The sequence below is a fragment of the Oceanicola granulosus HTCC2516 genome, from assembly GCF_000153305.1.
Taxonomy (GTDB): Bacteria; Pseudomonadota; Alphaproteobacteria; order Rhodobacterales; family Rhodobacteraceae; genus Oceanicola; species Oceanicola granulosus.
Genome location: NZ_CH724107.1, coordinates 1,335,520 through 1,358,981, shown reverse-complemented (window position 1 = coordinate 1,358,981; position 23,462 = coordinate 1,335,520). Strand labels below are relative to the sequence as shown.

Here is a 23,462-nt window from a genome sequence, read left to right as displayed (position 1 = left end):
CTCCTGTCGCTGATGCACGGCCGCATCGTCAGCGGGACGCCGGCGAGATGACCTCCTTGCTCAACGGCTGAACGTCGAATTGGATCCGGCAGACGAGGCCATCGGGTTGAAAAAGAACCTCCACCTCGCCGCGCAGCTCGCTCGGCATCAGCCGCTCCAGCAGCGTCATGCCGAACCCCGACCGGGTGCCGCGGCTCACCGGTGGCCCGCCCTGCTCGCGCCAGGTCATGTCCACCCGCTGCGCCCCCGGCTCCGCCTCGGGGCCGGTCGCCGGGGCGAGGGTCCAGTCGAGCGAGACCTGTCCGGCGGGCAGGCTGAGCGCGCCGTGCTTGAGGGCGTTGGTGGCAAGTTCCCCCAGCGCCAGCGCCAGCGCGACGGCGGGCTTGGCGGCGAGCGTCACGTCGGGGCCGGAGACGGCGAAGCGGGTCTGCCCGGTGCCCTGGAACGGGCTGATCGCCTTGTCCACGATGTCGCTCAGCGGCGCGCCGGCCCAGTTGCGGTCGGTCAGCAGCGAGTGCGCGTTGGCCAGCGCGTCGATGCGGGCGGTGAAGTCCTTGCGGGCCTGCGCGACTGGCACGTGGTCGGGGAACGAGCGCCCGGCGATGGCGCGCACCACGGTCAGCGTGTTGCGGACCCGGTGGTTCAGCTCGTTCATCACCGTGCGCAGGTGTTCCTCGTTGCGCTTGGTGTGGGTGATGTCGATCACGTGCCCGATCAGGCGCACCACCTCTCCCGCCTCGTCGCGCAGCGGACGCCCGGTGGCGCTGATCCAGCGCAGCTCGCCGTCGGCGCGGTTGATGCGGCACTCGAAGGCCCACGGCGACGACGTCTCCAGCGCCCGGCCATATCGCTCGGACACGTGCTCGCGGTCCTCGGGAACGACATGCTCGAGGAACATCTCGTAGGTCCACTCCGGCAGCAGGCGGTCGTAGCCGAAGATGCGGTCGTGCCGCTCGTTGCGCCAAGCGTCGCCGCGCGGCACGTCGAGCTCCCAGACACCGACCTCGCCCATTTCGAGGATGAGTTCGAGGTGCTGGCGCTCGGGAGATTGCGGGAACGAGGAGGTGGGCGTCGCGTCGTCCAATTTTGGGCTCTCTTACCGGGTCTCCCCGGTCTGATATGTCAGGTAATGGTTAACAGACAGGGGTGGGGCGGATAAACAAATGATAGAATTGCGGCAGGCGCAGGGCCAGGCTCCGCCGCCGATTGGCCCTTGCGCAGCGCCCGGCGCGTCGGCGAAGTTGCTGCGCGCAACCACCTCCCGGACCTCCTGATGCGCCGCCGCCTCACCGCCCTGCTGCTCGCCTGCCTCGCCCTGCCGCTACCGGCGGCGGCGGACGCGGTGACGGTGTTCGCCGCGGCCAGCCTGAAGGAGGCGCTCGACCGGGTGAGCGCCGACTGGGAGGCGGAGAGCGGCCACGACGTCACCGTCTCCTACGCCGGCTCCTCGGCGCTCGCCCGCCAGATCGCGCGCGGCGCGCCGGCCGACCTGCTCCTGTCGGCGAGCCCCGAGTGGATGGACCTGCTCGAGGCGGAGGGGCTGCTCGTGCCGGGGACGCGGCGCGACCTGCTCGGCAACCGGCTGGTGCTGATCGCGCCCGCACCCGCCGCGCCGGTGCCGCTCGGCCCCGACCTCGACCTGCCGGCGCTGCTCGGGCCCGACGGGCGGCTGGCGATGGCGCTGGTCGACGCGGTCCCGGCGGGGCAGTACGGCAAGGCGGCGCTCCTGTCTCTCGGCCTCTGGGAGGAGGTCGCGCCGCGCGTGGCGCAGGTCGACAACGTGCGCGCGGCGCTGGCGCTGGTGGCGCTGGGCGAGGCGCCGCTGGGGATCGTCTACGCCACCGACGCCGCGGCCGAGCCCGCCGTCGCCGTCGTCGCCGAATTCCCGCCCGAGAGCCACCCGCCCATCGTCTACCCGGTCGCGCGCATCGCCGGGGGCGCCGCCAACCCGGCCGCCGACGCCTTCCTCGCCCACCTCGCCGGCGACGCGGCGCAGGAGGCGTTCCGCGCCCACGGCTTCGCGCCGCTGCCCGGGTGATGGGCTGGCTCGGCGCCGAGGCCTGGTCCGCCATCCTGCTGTCGCTCAAGGTGTCGTTCTGGGCGACGCTCGGCGCGCTGCCGTTCGGGCTGCTCGCGGCCTACGCGCTGGCGCGTTGGCGCTTCCCGGGGCGGGGGCTGCTCAACGGGCTGGTGCACCTGCCGCTGATCCTGCCGCCGGTGGTGACGGGCTACCTGCTGCTCCTCGCCTTCGGCACCCGCGGCCCCCTCGGCGCGGCGCTCGCGGAGGTGGGGATCGTCTTCGCCTTCCGCTGGACCGGCGCGGCGCTGGCGGCGGCGATCATGGCGTTCCCGCTGATGGTGCGGGCGATCCGGCTCAGCCTCGAGGCGGTCGACCCCGGGCTCGAGCAGGCCTCCGCCACCCTCGGCGCGCCGCCCTGGCGGGTGTTCACCACCGTCACCCTGCCGCTGATCCTTCCGGGCATCCTCGCCGGCGCCATCCTCGCCTTCGCCAAGGCGATGGGCGAGTTCGGCGCGACCATCACCTTCGTCTCCAACATTCCGGGCCAGACCCAGACCATCCCCTCGGCGATCTACGCCTTCCTGCAGGTGCCCGGCGCCGAGGGCGCGGCGCTGGCGCTGGTGGCGGTGTCGGTCGTCGTGGCGCTGGCGGCGCTGGCGCTGGCGGAGGTGGTCTCGCGCCGGGTGGCGCGGCGGGTGTCTGGCGCATGAGCCTATCGGTCGCGCTCGCCCACCGCTTCGGCGGCTTCGCCCTCGACGTCGCCTTCGAGGCCCCGGCGGGCATCACCGTGCTGTTCGGCCGCTCCGGTTCGGGCAAGTCGACCATCGTCGATGCGGTCGCCGGCCTGCTGCGCCCCGAGCTGGGGCGGGTGGCGCTCGACGGGCGGGTGCTGCTCGACACCGCCGCCGGCATCGCGCTGCCGCCGCACCGCCGCCGGCTCGGCTACGTGTTCCAGGACGGCCGCCTCTTCCCCCACCTCACCGTGCGCCAGAACCTCGGCTACGGCCGTCGCTTCGCGCCCCGGCCCGCGCCCGCCGCCGAGATGGCGCGGGTGGTCGAGATGCTCGGTCTCGGCCCGCTGCTCGAGCGGCGGCCGGGGCGGCTGTCGGGCGGCGAGAAACAGCGGGTCGCGATCGGGCGCGCCCTGCTCGCGAGCCCCGACATGATCCTCGCCGACGAGCCCCTCGCGGCCCTCGACGAGGCCCGCAAGGCCGAGATCCTCCCCTACTTCGAGCGCCTGCGCGACGAGGTGGCGATCCCGGTGCTCTACGTCAGCCATTCCGCCGCCGAGGTCGCGCGGCTGGCGACGACGGTGGTCGCGCTCAGCGACGGGCGCGTGGTGGGGCAGGGGCCGGCGCTCGAGGTGCTGGGCGATCCGATGGTCACGCCCACCGGCGTGCGCGACGTCGGCGCGGTGCTCGAGGCGCGGCTGGTCGCGCACCATCCCGACGGCCTGAGCGAGCTCGAGGCGGGCGGGCTGCCGCTCCTGCTGCCCCGCGTCGCGGGCGCGGCCGGGCGGCGTCTGCGGGTGCGCATCGCGGCACAGGACGTGATCCTGTCGCGCGCCCGCCCCGAGGGTCTCTCGGCGCTCAACATCCTGCCCGGCACCGTCGACGCGATCCGCCCCGGGGACGGCCCGGGCGCGCTCGTGTCGCTGCGCACCCCCGCCGGCACGCTGCTCGCCCGCGTCACCCGCCGCTCCGCCCAGGCGCTGGGCCTCGCCCCCGGCGTCGCCTGCCACGCGGTCGTCAAGACCGTCGCCATCGCCCCCGGCGACGTCGGCTAGCCGCCCTCGCGCGCCAGGGCCCGCGGCCGCTCGCGCAGCAGCACCAGCATCGACGCCGCCATCGCCAGCAGCAGCAGCGAGGCGGCGGCGAAGGCGTCGGCGTAGCCGAACCGCGCGATCACCGGCAGGCTCACCACGGGCGACAGGAACTGGCCGAGGAAGATCGACGTCGTCACCACCCCCGACGCCATCCCCCGCCGGTGCGGCGGCGCGGCGCCGAGCGCGATGTTGATGAAGCACGGGATCACGAGGCCGAGCCCGGTCCCGACGACCGCCGCCGCGAGCATCAGGTAGCGCAGCGACTGGGCGTCGTGCAGCAGCCAGAAGCCGAGCGCCATCACCGTCATCCCCGCCGCCGGCGTCCCGGCCCGGCCGAGCGCGTCGCGCGCCGGGCCGTAAACCATCGCCGAGATCCCGGCGCACAGCATCATCGACGCCATCACCCGCCCCGCCGACACCGGGCTCGGATCGCCCAGCTCGGCGAGGTAGTAGGGCACCTGCGTCGGCAGCACGTAGAACAGCACGAACGTCAGCCCCGACAGCACCGAGATCGCGCCGACCATCAGCTGCCATCCCGGCAGGCCCTCGCCCGCCTGCGGCGCGGCGTCCTTCTCGGGCACGATCTCGCGCTTGGGCAGCAACGCCCAGAACAGCGGCACGAACAGGAACGCCAGCCCGTAGATCGCGAACGGCGCGCGCCACGACAGCGTCGCGAGAAAGCCCGCGAGGGTGATGAACAGGAAGCCCGAGAAGTTCACCGCCGACATCTGGTAGCCCATGAAGCGTGCGCGCACCGGGCCGGAGTAGAAGTCGCCGATCAGCGCCGACTGCGCCGTCATCACCATCGCCACCGCCACGCCCAGCAGCAGCCGGCTGGCGAGGATCGACGTCAGATCCTCGAGCCACAGCCCCGCCGTGCCCGCCAGCGCGAACAGCAGCGTGCCGAGCAGCATCTGCCGGATCCGCCCGAACCGGTCCGCCGCGCCCCCCGCCAGCGGCGCGAGCAGCGCCACCACGAGCGAGGGCGCCGTCAGCAGCAGCCGCGCCAGCAGGTCGGCGTTGGGCACGTCGGCGAAATCGGCCTCGATGCTCGGCAGGGCCGGCGAGATCATCGCGTTCGACAGGACGGTGAGGGTGGCGGCGAGCAACAGCACGTAGGCCCGGGCATCTCGAACGAGGTGAGACATGACGAACTTGACTCCGTGGCCGTCGGACGGCGCGAAGCGCTGCCGCGCCAACGTCGCTCAAGGACCGGGTTCCGGAAGGCGCGCCCAGGGCGCGTTGAAATATCAACCCAAGGCCGCGGTCCCGGGTCACCGCTGCAAGATACGCCTCGATCGCCGCGAGGCAAGGTCACCCCCCGTTCGCCACCTGCGCCCCGTCTGTGCGTTTTCCGTAGGGTGCGCGCTCGCTGCGCACCCGCCGATTTCCGCCACCCCCAACCCCCACGCCTGTTGCCCCCGCCACCCGCGCGCTAGCTGTCACCCTGACCAACCACCGGGAGCCGAACCGATGCTGCGCCGCCTTCTCCTCGTCCTCACCCTCCTCGCCGCGCCCGCCCTCGCGCAGGACCGCGCCGACGTCGAGCGGCAGTTCCAGGCCTGGCTAGACGAGACGATCTGGCCGGCCGCGTCGGCCGAGGGCGTCAGCCGGGAGACCTTCGACGCCGCCTTCGCGGGCGTCACCCTGGACTGGAGCCTGCCGGGCCTCGTCGTGCCGGGCGCGCCGCCCTCGGAGGAGCCGCAGGTGCAGCGCCAGACCGAGTTCGGCTCGCCGGGCAACTACTTCCGCCGCGGCTCCGTCGAGGGGACGGCGGCGATCGGGCGGCAGATGGCGCAGCGCCACGCCGACGCGCTCGCCCGCGCCGAAGCGCGCTACGGCGTGCCGGGCCACATCGTGCTCGCCATCTGGGGCCGCGAGAGCGGCTTCGGGCGCGTCGACATCCCCCACAACGCCTTCCGCGTGCTCGGCACCCTCGGCTTCATGAGCCCGCGCGGCGACTACCTGTCGCGCGAACTCGTCGCGGCGCTGCAGATCGCCGAGGCCGGCCACGTGCCGGCGGACGCGATGAAGTCGAGCTGGGCCGGGGCGCTGGGCCAGCCGCAATTCATGCCGTTCAACTTCCTCGCCTTCGCCGCCGACGGCGACGGCGACGGGCGCGCCGACATCTGGGACTCCGAGGCCGACACCATCGCCTCCATCGCCAACTTCCTCGCCGAGAAGGGCTGGGTCGCCGGGCGCGACTGGGGCTTCGAGGTGACGGTGCCGCCGTCGGTCTCCTGCACACTCGAGGGCCCCGACCAGGGCCGCACCATCGCCGAATGGGCCGAGATGGGCATCGCCCGCATCTCCGGCCGCCCGTTCCCGGACCACGAGCTCGCCGGCGAGGGCTTCCTGCTGATGCCCGCCGGCCGCCACGGCCCCGCCTTCATCGTCACGCCCAACTTCTACGTGCTCAAGGCCTACAACGTCTCCGACCTCTACGCGCTGTTCATCGGCAATGTCGGCGACCGCATCGCCTGGAACATGGGCGACTTCGCCGCGCCCTGGGGGCCGGTGGGCGGGCTCTACCGCTCCGACGTCGCCGCCATGCAGCGCGCGCTCGAGGCGATGGGCCACGACGTCGGCGGCGCCGACGGGCTGCCGGGCTTCAAGACCCGCCGCTCCATCGGCCGCTGGCAGGAAGAGACCGGCGCGGCGGCGACGTGCTTTCCCGAGGAGGGGATGAAGGCGGTGCTGCGCGAGTGAGCCCGGCGGCGGCGCGGGCGGCGCGGGCGGAGCCTCCGGCGGGGATATTTGAAGAACAGAGATCGGGGACGCGCGCGCAGGGGCTTCATCTGGCTGGCAAATATGCACGGCGCGCCGCGGGCGGCGGGCGACCGGCCGGGCATGGACACCGCCGCTCACCCCGTTAGGTTCGCAGGCAGACTCATCCAGCAGGAAGCACGCGAGATGCAGAAATTCGGCAAGAGCCAGCCGGTGAAACGGGTCGAGGACGTCCGGTTCCTGACCGGGCACGGCCGCTACGTGGACGACATCGCGCCCGAGGGGGCGCTTCACGGGTTCGTGGTCCGCTCGCCCGTGGCGCACGGCGAGATCACCGTCCTCGACGTCGCCGAGGCGCGGCAGGCGCCGGGCGTGGTGGCGGTGCTGACGCTGGCCGATCTCGAGGCCGCCGGCATGAACGTGGCGATGGACACCGACCCGGTGAAGAACCTCGACGGCAGCCGCGGCGCGACGCCCGAGCGGCCGGTGCTGGCGCGCGAGCGCGTGCGCTTCGTGGGCGAGCCGGTGGCGTTCGTGGTGGCCGAGAGCCTCGCCGAGGCGCGCGACGCGGCGGAGCTGATCGAGTTCGACGTCGACGAGCTGCCGGTGCACGTGGAGACCGCCGTGGGCGGCCCCGCGATCCACCCCGAGGCGCCCGACAACCGCGCCTACGAGTTCGGCCTCGGCGAGCGCGAGGCGGTGGCGGCCGCGATCGACGCGGCGGCGCACGTGGTGCAGTGCAAGGTCGTGGGCAACCGCATCATCGTCAACAGCCTCGAGCCGCGCGGCTGCTTCGCCGAGCCGCTGGAGGGCGGGCGCTTCCATGTCTGCGTCAACGGGCAGGGGGTCTGGGGCGCCAAGTCCGACCTCGCCGCCGCGTTCGGCGTCGACGAGGCCGAGGTGCGCGTCACCAACCCCGACGTGGGCGGCGGCTTCGGCATGAAGGGCTCGATCTATCCCGAGGTCTACCTCGTCGCCGCCGCCGCGCGCCAGCTCGGCCGGCCGGTGCGCTGGATGGGCGAGCGCACCGAGTCGATGCTGTCGGACAACGGCGGGCGCGACCTCGTCTCCACCTCGACCCTCGCCTTCGACGCCGACCACCGGATCACCGCCTACCAGGTCCACACGGTCAGCAACCTCGGCGCCTACAATTCCAACTACGCCCAGCACATCCAGTCGACCCTGTTCGCCAAGGTGATGCCCGGCGTCTACGACATCCCCGCCGCCTGGCTGCACGTGGAGGGCGTGTTCACCAACACCGTGCAGATCGACGCCTACCGCGGCGCCGGCCGGCCCGAGGCGATCTACGTGCTCGAGCGCTCCATGGACAACGCCGCGCGGGTGCTCGGCGTCGACCCGCTCGAGCTCAGGCGCAAGAACTTCATTCCGCCCGCGGCCTTCCCCTACACCTCGCCGACCGGGGTGACCTACGACGTCGGCGAGTTCGACAAGGTGCTCGCGCGCGCCGAGGCCGAGGCCGACTTCGCCGGTTTCGCCGCCCGCCGCGCGGAGAGCGCGCGCCACGGCAAGAAGCGCGGCCTGGGGGTCTGCTACTACATCGAGAGCATTCTCGGCGACAAGGCGGAGAACGTGAAGGTGGTCTTCGAGGACGACGGCAGCGTCTCGCTCTACGTCGGCACCCAGTCCAACGGCCAGGGCCACGAGACCGTCTATGCCCAGTTCCTCGCCGACCAGACCGGGATCCCGGCCGAGCGGATCAAGGTTATCCAGGGCGACAGCGACCTGATCGCGTGGGGCGGCGGCACCGGCGGCTCGCGCTCGGTGACCACCCAAAACAACGCCACCCTGGTCGCCGCCGACGTGATGGTGCAGCGCTTCACCGCCTTCCTCGCCGACAAGGAGGGGGTGGACGCCGCCGAGATCGGCTTCGACGACGAGACCTTCCGCATCCCCGGCTCGAACATGACGCCGACGATGATGGATGTCGCCGAGATGGCCCGCGCCGAGGGCCGCGACGAGTTGCTCACCATCGCCGAGCGCGGCGAGCTCGAGCAGATGTCCTTCCCCAACGGCTGCCACGTCGCCGAGGTCGAGGTGGACCCGGCCACCGGGGTGACGGAGGTGGTGCGCTACACGGTGGTCGACGACCTCGGCAACCTGATCAACCCGATGCTCGCCGAGGGCCAGGTGCATGGCGGCGTGGCCCAGGGGATCGGCCAGGCGATCAGCGAGCTCGCGGTCTACGACGAGACCGGCCAGGCGCTGACCGCGAGCTTCATGGACTACGCGATGCCCCGCGCCATCGACATGCCGTGGGTGAACTTCCACTCCGAGCCGACGCCGTCGAAGAACAACCCGATGGGGATGAAGGGCTGCGGCGAGGCCGGCACCGTCGGCGCCTGCGCGGCCGTCGCCAACGCGGTGCAGGACGCGCTCTGGGAAGACGGCGTGCGCGAGGTGCAGATGCCGTTCACGCCGCTGCGCGTGTGGCAGATGCTGAACGGGGCGATGGGTGCCGCTGCGTGATTTCGTCTTCGGCCTGTTCGGGCGCAAGCCCGTCCAGGCCGAGGGCCGCGGCCGCCATCGCGGGCAGGCGACCCACGTCATCGTGCTCGACGGCACGATGTCGACACTGCGCGAGGGCTACGAGACCAACGCCGGGCTGACCTTCAAGCTGCTGCGCGAGGTCGGCCGGTCGGCCAACCTGACGGTCTACTACGAGGCCGGCATCCAGTGGCGCGACTGGTCGCACACCGTCGACGTCGCCGCCGGGCGCGGCATCGGCCGCCAGATCCGGCGCGCCTACGGCACCCTCGCCTCGCGTTACCGGCCGGGCGACCGGATCGTGCTGATCGGCTTCTCGCGCGGCGCCTACGCGGTGCGCTCGCTGGCCGGGATTGTCGACATGGTCGGCCTGCTGCAGGACCGCCACGCCAACGTGCGCAACGTCCGCCAGGCCTACCGGCACTACAAGAACGGCGGCCGCGGCACCGTGGCCGAGAATTTCCGCCGGCGCTTCTGTCACGAGAAGGTGGAGATCGAGGCGGTGGCGGTCTGGGATACGGTGAAGTCGCTCGGGATCCGGCTCGGCTGGCTCGGCGAGTGGATGGGCGAGAGCGGGCGCTTCCACAACCACGCGCTCGGCCCGATCGTGAAGAACGGCTTCCACGCGCTCGCCCTCGACGAGACCCGCGATGCCTACCGCCCGGTGCTCTGGAACCGGATGCCGGGCTGGGAGGGGCGGCTGGAGCAGGTCTGGTTCCGCGGCACCCACGGCGACATCGGCGGCCAGTATACCGACGGGCGCAGCGAACGCGGGCTGGCCAACATCTCGCTGGTCTGGCTGCTGGGGCGGCTGGAGAGCGTGATCGGCCTGCCGCTGCCGGCGGGCTGGCGCGGGCGGTTTCCCGAGGACGCCGACGCGCCGCCCGCGGGAACGTGGAGCGGCTGGGGCAAGATCCTGCTCAGCCGCCATCGCCGCGTGGTCGGACGCGACGCCTCCGAGCGCATCCATCCGACCGCCGTGCCCCATCTCGGCGGGCAGCTCCCGGCGCCGGTCTGGCAACGCGAGGGCGCGGCGCCGGAGCGGCCGTCGCCTCAGGCGACCTCGCGCAACGAGGCCCGGGGGGCGATGCCGAGCGCGTGACAGACGTCGCGGGTCAGCTCGGGGCGGTTGAGGGTGTAGAAGTGCAGGTGCTCGACACCCCCCTCCAGCAGCTCGTCGCACAGCTCGGTGGCCACGGCGGTGGCGAGCAGGTCGGTGTCGCCGTCGCGGGTGGCGTTCTCGAAGGCGTCGACGATCACCTGCGGGATCGCGGCGCCGCAGGAGGCGGCGAACTTGCGCACGCCCGCCCAGCTCGCGATCGGCAGGATGCCCGGCACGATCGGCGCGTCGATCCCGGCGGCGGCGCAGGCGTCGCGGAAGCGGAAGAACGTCTCGGCATCGAAGAAGAACTGGGTGATCGCCGAGGCCGCGCCGGCGTCGATCTTGCGCTTGAGGAACTCGACGTCGGCGGCGGTGGTCGCGGCGTCGGGGTGCTTCTCGGGATAGGCGCCCACGTGGAGCTCGAACTTGCCGGTCTCCGCCAGCGCCTCGATCAGCTCGACCGAGCTGGCGAACCCCTCGGGGTGGGCGGTGAAGCCCGCGCTGCCCTTCGGCGGATCGCCCCGGAGCGCGACGATGCGGGTGACGCCGACCTCGGCATAGCCCTCGGCGATCGCCAGCGTCTCCTCGCGGCTGGCGCCGACGCAGGTGAGGTGGGCGGCGACGGACAGGCCGGACGTCTTGTGGATGGTGCCGACCGCCTCGTGGGTGAGCTGGCGCGTGGTGCCGCCCGCGCCGTAGGTGACGGAGACGAAGTCGGGGCCGAGCGGGGCCAGCGCCTGCACGCTGTCCCAGAGCCGGAAGGAGCCCTCGAGGTCCTTGGGCGGGAAGAATTCGAACGAGATGGCGGGCGTGGTCATGACGGTTCCTCTTGGGGATCGGCCTCTTGTGTCATGCGGGGCCGCGTGAGACAAACTCATAACCCTCACCACGATGATGAGTTCGGCTCGCATAATGCACATCGAGTTCCGCCACCTGCGCACGATCAAGGCGATCCACGAGACCGGCGGCCTCGCGCGCGCCGCCGACCGGCTCAACATCACCCAGTCGGCGCTGAGCCACCAGATCAAGGGAATCGAGGAGCAGGCCGGGGTCGAGCTGTTCGTGCGACGCTCCAAGCCGCTGAAGCTGTCGGCGGCGGGCCACAAGCTGCTCGCGGCGGCCGACGATATCCTGCCGCGCGTGGCGGCGCTCGAGGCGGAGTTCGCGGGGCTGCAGGCGGGCTCGGCGGGGCGGCTGCACATCGCGATCGAGTGCCACGCCTGCTTCGAGTGGCTGTTCCCGGTGCTCGAGCAGTTCCGGCGCGCCTGGGGCGAGGTCGACGTCGACATCCGCCCCGGCCTCGCCTTCGAGGCGCTGCCCGCCCTGATGAAGGAGCAGGTCGATCTCGTCGTGTCCTCCGACCCCGAGCCGCTCGCCGACGTCACCTTCACGCCGCTGTTCGACTACGAGCCGGTCTTCGTCGCCTCCTCGGCCAACCCGCTCGCGCACAAGCGCTTCATCGAGGCGGAGGACTTCCGCGACCAGACGCTGATCACCTACCCGGTCGACCGCGCCCGGCTCGACGTGTTCTCGCAGCTGCTCACGCCCGCCCGCGTCGAGCCGGCGGCGCTGCGGCAGGCGGAACTGACCGCGGTTATCCTGCTGCTCGTCGCTTCCAACCGGGGCGTCGCGGTGCTGCCCGACTGGGTGGTGCGCGAGGTGCGCTACAATTCCGACTACGTCACCCGTCCGCTCACCGAGACCGGCCTGACCCGCCGCCTCTACGCCGCGACCCGCAGCGACGACACCGCCAAGCCCTACATGGCCCACCTGATCCGCCTCGCCCGGCAGGAGGCGGTCAAGCTGCAACGCGCCGGGGCGCCTGGCTGAGGGCGGGGAGGGGGGCCGTCTGCCCCCCTCTTGGCCCCGGCGGGGCCAATTCACCCCCCGAGGATACTTCGAGAACAGAGAGGGGGGCGGGCGGGCTCGGGTTGCCCCCGGGGCGCGTGCGCTATATGCGCTGGCGGATTCCAGATCCCTGCCCGAGAGACACCGATGCCCCGCAGCGCGAACCTGAACGTGATGATGAAGACCGCCCGCGCCGCCGGCCGGTCTCTGGTGAAGGATTTCCGCGAGGTGGAGAACCTGCAGGTCTCCTCCAAGGGGCCGGGCGATTTCGTCAGCCGCGCCGACCGGCGGGCAGAGGAGATCATCCACGCCGCCCTCATGGAGGCGCGGCCGACCTACGGCTTCCTCGGCGAGGAGGGCACCGTCGTCGAGGGCGAGGACCCGACCCGGCGCTGGATCGTCGACCCGCTCGACGGCACGACCAACTTCCTGCACGGGATGCCGCACTGGGCGGTGTCGATCGCGCTCGAGCACAAGGGCCAGATCGTCGCCGGGGTGATCTACGACGCCGCCAAGGACGAGCTGTTCTTCGCCGAAAAGGGCGAGGGCGCCTGGATGAACGAGAGCCGGCTGCGGGTGTCGGGCCGGGGGCGGATGATCGACAGCGTGTTCGCCACCGGGCTGCCCTTCGGCGGCCGCCGCGAGCTGCCGGCGGCGCTGCAGGACCTCGCGCGGCTGCTGCCGGCCTGCGCCGGGGTGCGGCGCTGGGGCGCCGCGGCGCTCGACCTCGCCTACGTGGCCGCGGGCCGCTACGACGGCTACTGGGAGCGCGGGCTCAAGCCCTGGGACGTGGCGGCCGGGATCATCATCGTGCGCGAGGCCGGCGGCTTCGTCGAGCCGATCGACCCGGAGGGCGACATCTTCGACGACGGCACCATCCTGTGCGGCAACGATCCTATCTTCCCGGCCTTTTCCAAGGTGATCCGGAACGGCTGACGCCGCGGCGCCGGCCGGCGACCGGGACGCTCGTGCGCACCGTCCGGTAGCGCGCCGCCGGGTGCGGCGGGTGGCCGTCGGTGCGGCCCCAGAACGCCGCCGCGCCGCGCCGGATCCAGACCGGCAGGGTCAGCACCAGCCCGATCACGAAGCCGCCCGCGTGGGCCCAGTAGGCGGTGCCGCCGGCGCTGAGGTCGGCGCCGACGCCGTTGAAGACCTGGAGCGCGAACCAGACGCCGAGCATCAGCCAGGCGGGGACCGGGATGATGCGGAAGATCACGATCAGGATCAGCAGCACGTCGACCTTGGCCTTCGGGTAGAGCAGCAGGTAGCCACCCATGACTCCCGCGATCGCCCCCGACGCGCCGACCATCGGGATCTGCGACAGCGGCTCGCCGGCATACTGCGCCAGCCCCGCGCCGAGGCCGCTGGCGAGGTAGAAGAGGAGGAAGCCGACATGGCCCATCTCCTCCTCCAGGTTGTCGCCGAAGATCCACAGAAACAGCATGTTGCCGAGGATGTGCATGAAGCCGCCATGCAGGAACATGTGGGTCACGAGCCCGCTGTAGCTCACGCCCTCGGTGATCAGGACGGGGAACATCGCGTAGTCGATGTAGAACTCCCAGAGCGCCTGGTCGGTGGTCAGGGCAACGAGCCCGTAGAGGTAGACCGCGACGTTGATCGCGATCAGGGCGTAGACCACGTACGGGGTTTGCTCGGACGGGTTGTGATCGCGGATCGGGAACATGCACGCATAGGTGCGTCATCCCCGTCCGCGGTCAAGCGCCGTCAGCGCGCGGCCACCTCGGCGAGCAGCTGCGCGTTGCCGCCGGCGGCGGTGGTGTCGATGCAGACATGGCGCTCGTGGCAGGCATGGGCGCGGTCGGGCGCGCCGGTGATCAGCGCCACGATCGGCCCCTCGCGCTTGGCGAGGGCCTGCTCGAGCGCGCGCGCCTCGTCGGCGTCGCCCCACCAGAGCACGCCGGCGAGGCCGTCGAGATCGGTGAGCCAGGCCGGATCGATCCGGCCCTCCGCCTCGACCGCCTGGCCGCCGAGCGCACGCACCGCCTCGGCCTGGGCGCGCGCGGTGGCGGCCGACGGCCCGAGGCAGAGCAGCGGGCCGCGCGGCAGCAGGGTGAGGCGGTTGCTCTCGCCGGTGGGGCCGGGCAGGTCGATCGTCTCGACGGGCTCCGGCGCGGGCGCGGCGGCGAGGGCGCGGGCGAGCCGGGTGGGGCTGTCGTCGGCGTCCCACGCGCCTCCGCCGGCGGGGGCCGGGGCGGGGGCGAAGCGGGGCAGGTAGTCGGGCCCGCCGGCCTTCGGACCGGTCCCCGACAGACCCTCGCCGCCGAACGGCTGGCTGCCGACGATGGCGCCGATCTGGTTGCGGTTGACGTAGGCGTTGCCCACGGCGATCCGCTCGACCACCTCCTGCACCCGGTCGTCGATGCGGGTGTGCAGCCCGAAGGTGAGCCCGTAGCCGCGCGCGTTGATCCGCTCGATCACCTCCCCGACCTCGTCGGCGGCGAAGGTGGCTAGGTGGAGCACCGGGCCGAAGACCTCGAACGGCAGATCCTCGATCCCGCGCACCCGGATCAGCACCGGCGCGATGAAGGTGCCGCGCCCGGGCGCGGCGATCTCGTGCAGCACCCGGCCCTCGGCGCGGGCGGCCTCGACATAGGCTTCGATGCCGTCGCGCGCCTCGGTGTCGATCACCGGGCCGACATCGGTGGCGATGTCCCAGGGATCGCCCAGCGTCAGGGTGTCCATCGCGCCGGTCAGCATCGTCGTCAGCCGCTCGGCGATGTCTTCCTGCACGTAGAGGCAGCGCAGGGCCGAGCAGCGCTGTCCGGCGGACTGGAAGGCGGAGGCGAGGATGTCGCGCACCGCGTGCTCGGGCAGGGCGGTGGAATCGACGATCATCGCGTTGAGCCCGCCCGTCTCGGCGATCAGCGGCGTGCCGGGAGCGCAATGCTTGGCCATCGAGGCGCGGATCTTGAGCGCGGTGTCGGTGGAGCCGGTGAAGGCGACGCCGCGGGTGCGGGCGTCGGCAATCAGCGCCGCGCCGGTGGCGCCGTCGCCGGGGACGAGCTGCAGCGCCTCGGCGGGCACCCCGGCCTCGTGCAGCAGCTCCACCGCGCGGGCGGCGATCAGCGGCGTCTGCTCGGCGGGCTTGGCGAGCACCGCGTTGCCCATCGCGAGGGCGGCGGTGAGCTGGCCGGTGAAGATCGCCAGCGGGAAGTTCCACGGCGACACGCAGACCCAGGTGCCGCGCGTGCCGGGGGCGTCGGTGGCGTTGGCGGCGTAGTAGTGCAGGAAGTCGACCGCCTCGCGCACCTCGCCGATGGCGTCGAGCAGCGACTTGCCGGCCTCGCGGTGCAGGATCGCGAACAGCTCGGGCGCGTGCGCCTCGTAGGCGGCGGCGGCCCGGCGCAGCGCGGCGGCGCGCTCGGCGGCGGGGGCGCTCCAGGGGCGGGCGGCCGCGTGGGCGCGCGCGGCGCCCTCCTTCGAGGCGGTGGCGACGGTGCCGACGCGGTCGTCCGGGTCGGCCGGGTTCACCACCTCGAGCGGCGCGCCGGTGGCGGCGGTGGCGTCTGCATATTTCTGGCCAGATGAAGCCGGGGTCCAGGCATGGCGGCGGAACGGCGCGCGCGCGGCGTCGAGCGCGGCGAGCGTCGGGCGGTGGGTGATGTCCCAGCCGGCGGCGTTGCCGCGGTCGGGGAACAGGTCGGGGCCGCGACGCAGGGGCGGCGGGTTGCCCAGGGCGGCGAACGGGTCGGCGGCGACGACCTCGGCGGGAACGTCCTCGTCGACGATCTGGTTGACGAAGGACGAGTTCGCGCCGTTCTCGAGCAGCCGGCGCACCAGGTAGGCGAGCAGGTCCTCGTGGGCGCCGACGGGGGCGTAGATGCGGTGGCGCGTGCCCTCGCGCTCGAGCAGCAGATTGTGCAGCGTCTCGCCCATCCCGTGCAGGCGCTGGAACTCCCACGCCGCGCGCGGCAGCCCCTCGGCCATGTGCAGCACCGCGGCCATCGTGTGGGCGTTGTGGGTGGCGAACTGGGGGTAGAGCCGGTCGGTCAGGCCGAGCAGCTTCCGGGCGTTGGCGATGTAGCTGACGTCGGTGGCGGCCTTCTCGGTGAAGACGGGGAAGCCGTCGAGCCCGAGCACCTGGGCGCGCTTGATCTCGGTGTCCCAGTAGGCGCCCTTGACGAGGCGGACCATGATCCGGCGGTTCTGCCGCGCGGCGAGATCGGCGACCCAGTCGATCACCGCGCCGGCGCGCTGCCCGTAGGCCTGCACCACGATGCCGAAGCCCTGCCAGTCGGCGAGCGCCGGATCGATGAGGGTCTCGGCGATCACGTCGAGCGACAGCAGCAGCCGGTCGGCCTCCTCGGCGTCGATGTTGAGCCCCATGTTCGCCTCGGCGGCGAGGCGGCAGAGCCGGCGCAGGCGCGGCACCAGCTCCTCGAGCACCTGCGCGCGGCGAGGCTCCTCGTAGCGCGGGTGCAGCGCCGAGAGCTTGACGGAGATGCCGGGGTTCTCGGCCACGTCGTCGTGGGTGGCGGCCCTGGAGATCGCGGTGATGGCGCGGGCGTAGTCCTCGAGGTAGCGCTGCGCGTCGGCTTCGGTGCGGGCGGCCTCGCCGAGCATGTCGTAGCTGTAGGTGTAGCCCTTCGCCTCCATCTTCGCGGCCCGGGCCATGGCGCGGTCGATGTCCTCGCCGAGCACGAACTGCCGGCCCATCTCGCGCATCGCCCGGCCCACCGCGGTGCGGATCACCGGCTCGCCGAGCCGCCGCACCGCGCCGCGCAGCGCGCGGAAGGGGGCGGGGCGGTCATCGTCGAGCACCCGCCCGGTAAGCATCAGCGCCCAGGTCGAGGCGTTGACGAGCGACGACGAGGAGCGGCCGAGGTGGCGGCCCCAGTCGGAGGGGGCGATCTTGTCCTCGATCAGCGCGTCGATGGTCTCGGCGTCAGGCACCCGCAGCAGCGCCTCGGCGAGGCACATCAGCGCGATCCCCTCGTCGGTGGAGAGGCCGTACTCGGCGAGGAACACCTCCATCAGCCCCGGCCGGCTGGCCTTGCGGATGTCGGTGACGAGGCCGGCGGCGCGGCGACCGATCTCGGCGCGCGCCTGCTCGGGCAGGTCGGCGGCGGCGGCGAGGGCGGCGACGGTCTCGGCCTCGGGCGCGTAGGTGGCGGCGGCGATCTCGTCGAGGGCGGGGGCTTGGACGTCGCGGGGCATGGGGGGCTCGCTGCTTGCGTTCGGGTCGACCCATGTTACAGCAGGTTTCGCAGGCCATTCGACCGAAGATGCCCGCCGCGCGGGCGGATGGACCGGAAACAGGGAGCAGAACATGGCGAACGACCTCGACCGCTTCGACCGCGCGATCCTCGACGTGCTCGCCGTCGAAGGGCGGCTCCCGGTGGCCGATCTCGCGCGCCGGATCGGGCTGACGAAGTCGCCCACCCAGGCCCGCCTGCGCCGCCTCGAGGCGGCCGGCACGATCCGCGGCTACCGCGCCGTGATCGACCCGATCCGCCTCGGGCGCGACCACGTCGCCTTCGTCGAGGTCAAGCTCGCCGACACCCGCGAGGCCGCGCTCGCCGCCTTCAACGCCGCCATCCTCGCGGTGCCCGAGATCGAGGAGTGCCACCTGATCGCCGGCGCCTTCGACTACCTCCTCAAGGTGCGCACCGCGTCGATGAGCGCCTACCGCGCCGTGCTCGCCGAGAAGATCTCGGTGCTGCCCCACGTGCACCAGACCTCCACCTACGTCGCCATGCAGGCCGTCAAGGACGGCGGCGTCGCCGCGCGGTAGGCCGGGCTTCAGCCCGGCGCGCGGGGTGCGGCGATGGGGGCGGGGCGGGTGCGCGATGAATGCGCACCCTACGGAGGGCGGACGAGAGCCGCTTGCCGACGGCGCGCCGGCGCGGCTAGAAGGCGGGGCGGCCCGCGTGGTGGAATGGTAGACACAGGAGACTTAAAATCTCTAGGCCGAAAGGCCGTGCCGGTTCGAGTCCGGCCGCGGGTACCAGCCGCACCCGATGGGCAAGACTTGACCTCCCGCCCCGCGCGGTGATGATCGGCCTACATGCACCGCTTGCGCTGGAGGCCGGACCGAAACCGGCGGGCAGGCGATGCGCAAATCGGGAGGATTACCAATGACCAAGAGTTTCGTCTTCGCCCTGGGGCTCGGGCTGACGGCCGCCGGGGGCGCGCTGGCGCAGGAGTACAGCTTCCGCTTCCAGTCGTCCGACCCGGCCGGCAACGCCAACTTCATCCTGCAGCAGGGCTGGACCGAGTCGGTGGCCGAGATGTCGGACGGGCGCATCGAGATCGAGCTGCTGCCCGTCGAGACCATCGTCGCCCACAACGAGACCCAGGACGCCATTGCCGCCGGCATCCTCGACGGCCACGTCACCGACACCTCCTACTTCGCCGGCAAGGACGCCGCCTTCGGCCTGATCGCCAACCCGGTCGGCGCGTGGTCGGACCCGCAGGAGATGTTCGACTTCATGAACGAGGGCGGCGGCAACGAGCTGATGAACGAGCTGCTCGAGCCCTACGGCCTGCACTTCATCGGCGCGACGACGCCGGGCCTCGAGGCGTTCGTCTCGGCGGTGCCGCTCGAGGGCGTGGACGATCTCGAGGGCCTGAAGATGCGCGCGCCCGAGGGGCTGGTGCAGCAGGTGTTCGCCGCCGCGGGCGCCGCGCCGGTCAACCTGCCGGGCTCCGAGGTGTTCACCTCGCTCGACAAGAACGTCATCGACGCCGCCGACTACTCGGTGTTCTCCACCAACCAGGCCCAGGGCCTGCACGACGTCGCGCCGCACCCGGTCTACCCGGGCTTCCACTCGATGCCGCTCGTGGAGGTGTCGATGAACCTCGACGCCTGGAACTCCCTGCCCGAGGACCTGCAGCAGGTGATGACGGACTCCGTCCAGCAGTTCGCCCAGAGCCAGGTCGCCGCGCTGAAGGAGGCCGACGAGGCCGCCGTGGCCGAGGCGCAGGCGGGCGGCGAGATCACCGTCCACGACTGGCCGGCCGAAGAGCGCAACCGCTTCCGCTCCATCGCCATGGGCGAGTGGGAGAAGGTCGCCGAGCGCTCCGAGAACGCCCGGATGGTCTACGACACGCTGACCGGCTACCTCGCCGACAACGGCATGCTGGAGTGACCGGCCGGCGGGCGGGGCCAGGCTCCGCCCGCGCCGCCCGACAAGAGGTGCCCTGCCGCATCCCGGCCGGGCACCTGCCTGCCGCACGCCAGCCCCCACGAGGTCCGTCATGTCCGATCCGACCGCCGAGACGTCCCATGTCGGCGCCGAGGCGCCGCGCGACGAGGGCGCGCCGGTCCCCGAGGCCGGCCTGCTTGGCCGGCTCATCGACAAGGGCGGGCTGATCTTCGCGCTCGGCATCGTCGCGGCGATGCTGATCCTGATCCAGGAGGTCTTCCTGCGCTACGTCTTCAACGCCCCGACGATCTGGGCGCACGAGACGACCGTCTTCCTATGCGGCATCGCCTTCATCTACGGCGGCCTCTACTGCACCGCGCGCGACCGCCACATCCGCGTCGTGCTGATCTACGACGCGCTCGGCCCGCGGATGCGGCGCACGTTCGACGTGGTGATCTCGATCATCTGCGCGCTCGCCTCGCTCATGTTCACCTGGGCGGCCTGGACGATGGTGGCCCGCGCCGCCTTTGCGCCGGGCGGCGAGGTGCGGCTCGAGCGCTCGGGCAGCGCCTGGAACCCGCCCTATCCCGGTATGCTCAAGATCTTCCTGATGCTCGTGCTCGGGGTGATGGCGGTGCAGTTCGTCATCCTCGCCGTCAGCTACGCCCGGCGGGGGCGCTGATGGAACTGTTCGGCATCCTCAAGGACCTCGGGATCGAGCAATCCACCCTGCTGATGTTCGCGATGCTGCTGTTGCTGCTCGTGACCGGCATCCCGCTCGCCTTCGTGACCCTGCTCGTGGCGCTGGTCTTCGCGCTCGGCTGGTTCGGGCCGATGGCGGTGCCGCTCATCACCAGCCGGGTTTACTCTTTCGTCTCGAGCTTCGTGTTCGTGTCGGTGCCGATGTTCGTGCTGATGGCGGCGATCCTCGACCGCTCCGGTATCGCGCGCGACCTGTTCGACGCGATGCGCCTCGTCGGCGGGCGGCTGCGGGGCGGGGTGGCGATCCAGACGATCCTCGTCGCGGTCATCCTCGCCGCGATGAGCGGGATCATCGGCGGCGAGATCGTCCTGCTCGGCCTGATCGCGCTGCCGCAGATGCTGCGGCTGGGCTACGACCGTTCGCTCGCCATCGGCGTCGTCTGCGCGGGCGGCGCGCTCGGCACGATGGTGCCGCCCTCGATCGTGCTCATCATCTACGGGCTGACGGCGAACGTCTCCATCGGCGACCTCTTCACCGCCGCCTTCGTGCCGGGCTTCATGCTCGCGGGCTTCTACGTGGTCTACGTGCTGGTGCGCGCCTACCTGAACCCGGCGCTCGCGCCGGTGGCCGAGGGGCCGCAGCCGACGCGGGCGGAGAAGCTGCACCTGCTCAAGGGGCTGTTCCTGCCGATCCTCGTGGTGATCGGCGTGCTCGGCTCGATCTACGGCGGCATCGCCTCGGTGACGGAGGCTTCCGCCGTCGGCGTGCTCGGCGTGACGCTGTCGACCATCGTGCGCGGCGAGTTCACGCTCACGCTGATGAAGAACGCCGCGCTGCAGACGCTGCAGACGGTGGGCATGATCGTCTGGATCGGGATCGGCGCGACGGCGCTGGTGGGCGTGTTCAACCTGATGGGCGGGATCGACTTCGTGAAGACGCTCATCACGGGCATCTCCGACAACCCGACCATCGTGCTGATCTTCATGATGGCGCTGCTGTTCATCCTCGGGATGTTCCTCGACTGGGTCGGGATCGCGCTGCTGACCATGCCGATCTTCGTGCCCATCATCCGCGACCTCGGCTACGACCCGATCTGGTTCGGGGTGCTGTTCTGCATGAACATGCAGATGAGCTTCCTGTCGCCCCCGTTCGGGCCGGCCGCCTTCTACCTGAAGTCCGTCGCGCCGCCCGAGATCGGCCTCGGCCACATCTTCCGCGCGCTGCTGCCCTTCATCGCGATGCAGGCGCTCGCGCTGGCTGTGCTCATCACCTTCCCGGGGATCGCGATGTACTAGCGCGCCATCCGGAACTGGCTGGCGTGGAAGCTCTCGCCCATGCCGTCGATGCAGGGGCCCATGTCGGCGTTGGACGTGCCCGAGATGGTACCGCCCGAGATGATCGACGCGCCGTGGACGCCGTCGCCCTGCGCGGCGAAGGTGACGTCGAGCCGGGCGATGATCTGTGATCCGGAGAGGCCGAGCTTGGCGGGGAACTTCACGCCGCCCATGGTGACGATGTTGGCCGCGCCGCCGGGCGCGCACCCGTCGACCGCCCCGAACTGCACGCCCGACGAGCCGGCGACGCTGTTTCTGTGGGTGCTGGTGGTGAGCATCACCACGTCCTCGACGGTGGCGTTGCTGCCGAAGACGATGCGGCAGTCGGTGATGAGCACCCCGCGCCGCAGCGTGGTCTTGTTGGGGATCGTCACCGTCTGGTTGCCGCTGCAGGTGGCCGTGTGGACCGCGCCCTCCGTCCAGTTCGCCTCGGTGAGGCGGTTGTTGTTGAGCGCGATGGGCGTCGGCGAGTCGAGGAAGGAGGGATAGAAGGCCGAATCCGGGTCCTGCAGTCCGGCGGCGATCTCGTCGATCCGGTCGAGAATGCGCAGCGGGTACTCCATGTCCCGCAGCGCCTCCTCCAGTCCGTCGTTCTTGCGAAAGCCGCTGCTGGGCATGTCGAGATCGTTGACGTTCGGCATCGAGACGATGACGCCGGGCTCGAAGACGTTGTTCTGGTTCAGCGACACCCGGTAATTGGAATGAACGCAGAAACCCGCCCGGAAGGTGTTGTTGGACTGGATGTCGACCTCGCCCTCGGCGAAGAAGCCGTTCTGGATGCAGGCGGGGACGTAGGACTCGAACAGCGCTTCGACGACGATGTCCCACCAGTCGATGCCGACGAGCTTGAACAGGAACGTCGGCGCCGGGGTGCCGCCGTCGAGCCCGCGCATTCCCCTGACCAGCACCGCGCCCGACGCGGTCTCGTCGGGGACGAAGGTTCTGGTGTCGCCGTCCCAGGTGCCGAAGGTGACGTGCTGGGGCGCGAAGATGTCGCCGTAGCGCCCGGCGGGCAGGTGGCCCTCGCCGATCGCCCGGGCCTTCGCCCGCGCCTCGTCGGCGGTCATGTACTCGCGCGCCACGATGGCGGCATGGGCGGTGGCGTCGGTGGCGGCCTGCAGGCGGGTGCGGGCGGCGTAGGCGTGGCTGACGTCGAGCGCGACGGCCCCGACGGTGAGGCAGAGGATGAACAGGAAGAGCGCGAAGACCGTCGCCGCCCCGTCCTCCCGGCGCAGCAGCCGGCGCGGGCCGCTCATGACAGCGACTCTCCGCGTTCGATGAATTGCTGCGCGCGCACGGTGACGGTGCTGCCGGTGAGCACGGAGAGCCAGCCGATCGCCTGCATGTTGGCGGCCGGCACGGAGACCACGCTGGTCAGCACGTTGTCGGCGTCGACGCTCGAGGTGACCGACAGGTTCGGCTCGAAGCGCGTCAGCTGTTGGCTGATGTAGGTCTCGACGTCGGAGAGCGCCTCGAGCCGGCCGATCGAGGCCATCCGATTGGCGTCCTGTACGACGCGCGTGACCTGCGCCTGACCGTTGAAGATCAGCGACACGTCCGCAATGAGCGACAACAGGGCCACGAAGGCCGGCAACCAGAGTACGAATTCAACCGTCGCACTACCCGATTCGTCACGCACCCAGCGCATAAGGCACTCCTTCGATATGCCTGATGCTGCTGTCCGAGTTGGGCGTTTCAAAGGCGCGGTGGCGGCGTCTTCGCGGCCCCGGCGCTAGTCGACGGTGCCGAGCCGGTACAGCTTGGCCCGCCGGTCGGGCGCGAGCTCCACGTAGCCGAGCTCGAGCAGCTTGCGCAGCGCCCGGTGGAACGTGGCGTGGGTCATCCGCGAGACGGTGCTCTGCTGGCGCACCCGCTCCGAGGTCAGGTCGGTCGTGTTGGCCTGGTCCGAGAGCAGGTGGAAGGCGTAGAGCACGTCCTTCTCGTTCTGAGACAGCTCCGCGAGACCGGAGTCGATTTCCATCTGCCACAGCGCGGAGCGCAATTTGGCGATGCTCGAAAGGTGCTGGGTCCTCATGTCCAAGGCGTCGTCTCCAGAAACAGGGGGGCGAACTGGCCGGAGCACTCGGAAATGAACAGGGTGCTCAACGTGATACGCAAGCGCCGGCCGCTCCGTCAACCGTCGGGACGTCGCGTCAGGATGACGAAAGTTGCAGATGAGGCCGAAAAACCTGCATCGCTGCTGAAGCAATGCAGCGTCACCACTGTATCAATCCGCCCGATCTTTGCCGCGGGGGCCGGGCGGGGGAGGTAGCAGGGTGAGACGTGGGG

Annotated in this window: 20 protein-coding genes and 1 tRNA gene; 13 read left to right on the top strand and 8 right to left on the bottom strand. The window is 71.6% G+C overall.

The window, feature by feature from the left end; all coding sequences use genetic code 11:
- Window positions 1–28: 28 nt before the first annotated feature.
- A complete protein-coding gene (locus tag OG2516_RS06410; RefSeq protein ID WP_007254819.1) occupies window positions 29–1,084 on the bottom strand; it encodes a sensor histidine kinase in 1,056 nt (351 codons plus the stop codon).
- Between the two features lie 189 nt (window positions 1,085–1,273).
- Between OG2516_RS06410 and modA the strand changes: the two genes are divergently transcribed.
- From modA to modC, 3 genes are read left to right on the top strand one after another with little or no spacing between them, the layout of a single operon-like run.
- Window positions 1,274–2,038 (top strand): molybdate ABC transporter substrate-binding protein, encoded by a 765-nt coding sequence (gene modA, locus OG2516_RS06405; protein ID WP_040615000.1) that lies wholly within the window; start codon window positions 1,274–1,276, stop codon window positions 2,036–2,038.
- Window positions 2,038–2,730, top strand: a complete 693-nt coding sequence (gene modB / locus OG2516_RS06400; RefSeq protein WP_007254817.1) for a molybdate ABC transporter permease subunit — start codon at window positions 2,038–2,040, stop codon at window positions 2,728–2,730. The genes modA and modB overlap by 1 nt, the downstream gene beginning before the upstream one ends.
- Window positions 2,727–3,806, top strand: a complete 1,080-nt coding sequence (gene modC, locus OG2516_RS06395; protein WP_007254816.1) for a molybdenum ABC transporter ATP-binding protein — start codon at window positions 2,727–2,729, stop codon at window positions 3,804–3,806. Before modB ends, modC begins: the two co-directional genes overlap by 4 nt.
- On the opposite strand, the gene OG2516_RS06390 is transcribed toward modC, so the two are convergent.
- The gene (locus tag OG2516_RS06390) at window positions 3,803–4,993 is read right to left on the bottom strand and encodes an MFS transporter (protein ID WP_040615606.1); all 1,191 of its coding nucleotides are present in this window, start codon (window positions 4,991–4,993) and stop codon (window positions 3,803–3,805) included. The genes modC and OG2516_RS06390 overlap by 4 nt on opposite strands.
- 325 nt (window positions 4,994–5,318) lie before the next feature.
- Here OG2516_RS06390 and OG2516_RS06385 point away from each other — a divergent pair, with 325 nt between their 5' ends.
- From OG2516_RS06385 to OG2516_RS06375, 3 genes are all read left to right on the top strand, one after another.
- Complete coding sequence (locus tag OG2516_RS06385) at window positions 5,319–6,554, top strand: lytic murein transglycosylase (protein WP_007254814.1); 1,236 nt, start codon at window positions 5,319–5,321, stop codon at window positions 6,552–6,554.
- 204 nt (window positions 6,555–6,758) lie between these two features.
- Entirely contained in the window at window positions 6,759–9,059 is a 2,301-nt protein-coding gene (locus OG2516_RS06380) for a xanthine dehydrogenase family protein molybdopterin-binding subunit (protein WP_007254813.1), read from the top strand.
- On the top strand, window positions 9,046–10,179 hold the full coding sequence (locus OG2516_RS06375) for a DUF2235 domain-containing protein (RefSeq protein WP_007254812.1): 1,134 nt from the start codon (window positions 9,046–9,048) through the stop codon (window positions 10,177–10,179). Before OG2516_RS06380 ends, OG2516_RS06375 begins: the two co-directional genes overlap by 14 nt.
- Here OG2516_RS06375 and metF read toward each other — a convergent pair.
- Window positions 10,131–10,997 carry a methylenetetrahydrofolate reductase [NAD(P)H] gene (metF, locus tag OG2516_RS06370; RefSeq protein ID WP_007254811.1) on the bottom strand — a complete coding sequence of 289 codons (867 nt, stop codon included), beginning with the start codon at window positions 10,995–10,997 and terminating at the stop codon, window positions 10,131–10,133. The genes OG2516_RS06375 and metF overlap by 49 nt on opposite strands.
- 94 nt (window positions 10,998–11,091) lie before the next feature.
- Between metF and OG2516_RS06365 the strand changes: the two genes are divergently transcribed.
- On the top strand, window positions 11,092–12,009 hold the full coding sequence (locus tag OG2516_RS06365) for a LysR family transcriptional regulator (protein ID WP_007254810.1): 918 nt from the start codon (window positions 11,092–11,094) through the stop codon (window positions 12,007–12,009).
- 165 nt (window positions 12,010–12,174) lie between these two features.
- Window positions 12,175–12,963 carry an inositol monophosphatase family protein gene (locus OG2516_RS06360; RefSeq protein WP_007254809.1) on the top strand — a complete coding sequence of 263 codons (789 nt, stop codon included), beginning with the start codon at window positions 12,175–12,177 and terminating at the stop codon, window positions 12,961–12,963.
- Here the strand turns inward: OG2516_RS06360 and OG2516_RS06355 are convergent.
- Window positions 12,923–13,711 carry a rhomboid family intramembrane serine protease gene (locus OG2516_RS06355; protein WP_007254808.1) on the bottom strand — a complete coding sequence of 263 codons (789 nt, stop codon included), beginning with the start codon at window positions 13,709–13,711 and terminating at the stop codon, window positions 12,923–12,925. The genes OG2516_RS06360 and OG2516_RS06355 overlap by 41 nt on opposite strands.
- 41 nt (window positions 13,712–13,752) lie before the next feature.
- Window positions 13,753–17,205: a bifunctional proline dehydrogenase/L-glutamate gamma-semialdehyde dehydrogenase PutA gene (putA, locus tag OG2516_RS06350; protein WP_007254807.1), complete on the bottom strand. Its 3,453-nt coding sequence runs from the start codon at window positions 17,203–17,205 to the stop codon at window positions 13,753–13,755.
- Window positions 17,206–17,317: 112 nt separating this feature from the next.
- Between putA and OG2516_RS06345 the strand changes: the two genes are divergently transcribed.
- The 5 genes from OG2516_RS06345 to OG2516_RS06325 all read left to right on the top strand — a co-directional run bounded on the left by OG2516_RS06345 (window position 17,318) and on the right by OG2516_RS06325 (window position 21,134).
- Window positions 17,318–17,782 (top strand): Lrp/AsnC family transcriptional regulator, encoded by a 465-nt coding sequence (locus OG2516_RS06345; RefSeq protein ID WP_007254806.1) that lies wholly within the window; start codon window positions 17,318–17,320, stop codon window positions 17,780–17,782.
- Window positions 17,783–17,912: 130 nt separating this feature from the next.
- Window positions 17,913–17,998, top strand: a tRNA-Leu gene (locus OG2516_RS06340).
- Between the two features lie 127 nt (window positions 17,999–18,125).
- Complete coding sequence (locus OG2516_RS06335) at window positions 18,126–19,139, top strand: TRAP transporter substrate-binding protein (RefSeq protein WP_007254805.1); 1,014 nt, start codon at window positions 18,126–18,128, stop codon at window positions 19,137–19,139.
- A gap of 109 nt (window positions 19,140–19,248) precedes the next feature.
- Complete coding sequence (locus OG2516_RS06330) at window positions 19,249–19,818, top strand: TRAP transporter small permease subunit (protein WP_007254804.1); 570 nt, start codon at window positions 19,249–19,251, stop codon at window positions 19,816–19,818.
- Window positions 19,818–21,134, top strand: a complete 1,317-nt coding sequence (locus OG2516_RS06325) for a TRAP transporter large permease (protein ID WP_007254803.1) — start codon at window positions 19,818–19,820, stop codon at window positions 21,132–21,134. The genes OG2516_RS06330 and OG2516_RS06325 overlap by 1 nt, the downstream gene beginning before the upstream one ends.
- Here the strand turns inward: OG2516_RS06325 and OG2516_RS06320 are convergent.
- The 3 genes from OG2516_RS06320 to OG2516_RS06310 form a co-directional block, all read right to left on the bottom strand.
- Window positions 21,131–22,429 carry a TadE/TadG family type IV pilus assembly protein gene (locus tag OG2516_RS06320; protein ID WP_007254802.1) on the bottom strand — a complete coding sequence of 433 codons (1,299 nt, stop codon included), beginning with the start codon at window positions 22,427–22,429 and terminating at the stop codon, window positions 21,131–21,133. The two genes, OG2516_RS06325 and OG2516_RS06320, sit on opposite strands and share 4 nt — an antisense overlap.
- Complete coding sequence (locus OG2516_RS06315; protein WP_040614998.1) at window positions 22,426–22,821, bottom strand: TadE/TadG family type IV pilus assembly protein; 396 nt, start codon at window positions 22,819–22,821, stop codon at window positions 22,426–22,428. The genes OG2516_RS06320 and OG2516_RS06315 overlap by 4 nt, the downstream gene beginning before the upstream one ends.
- An 84-nt stretch (window positions 22,822–22,905) precedes the next feature.
- Window positions 22,906–23,208 (bottom strand): helix-turn-helix domain-containing protein, encoded by a 303-nt coding sequence (locus OG2516_RS06310; RefSeq protein ID WP_007254800.1) that lies wholly within the window; start codon window positions 23,206–23,208, stop codon window positions 22,906–22,908.
- Between the last annotated feature and the right edge of the window lie 254 nt (window positions 23,209–23,462).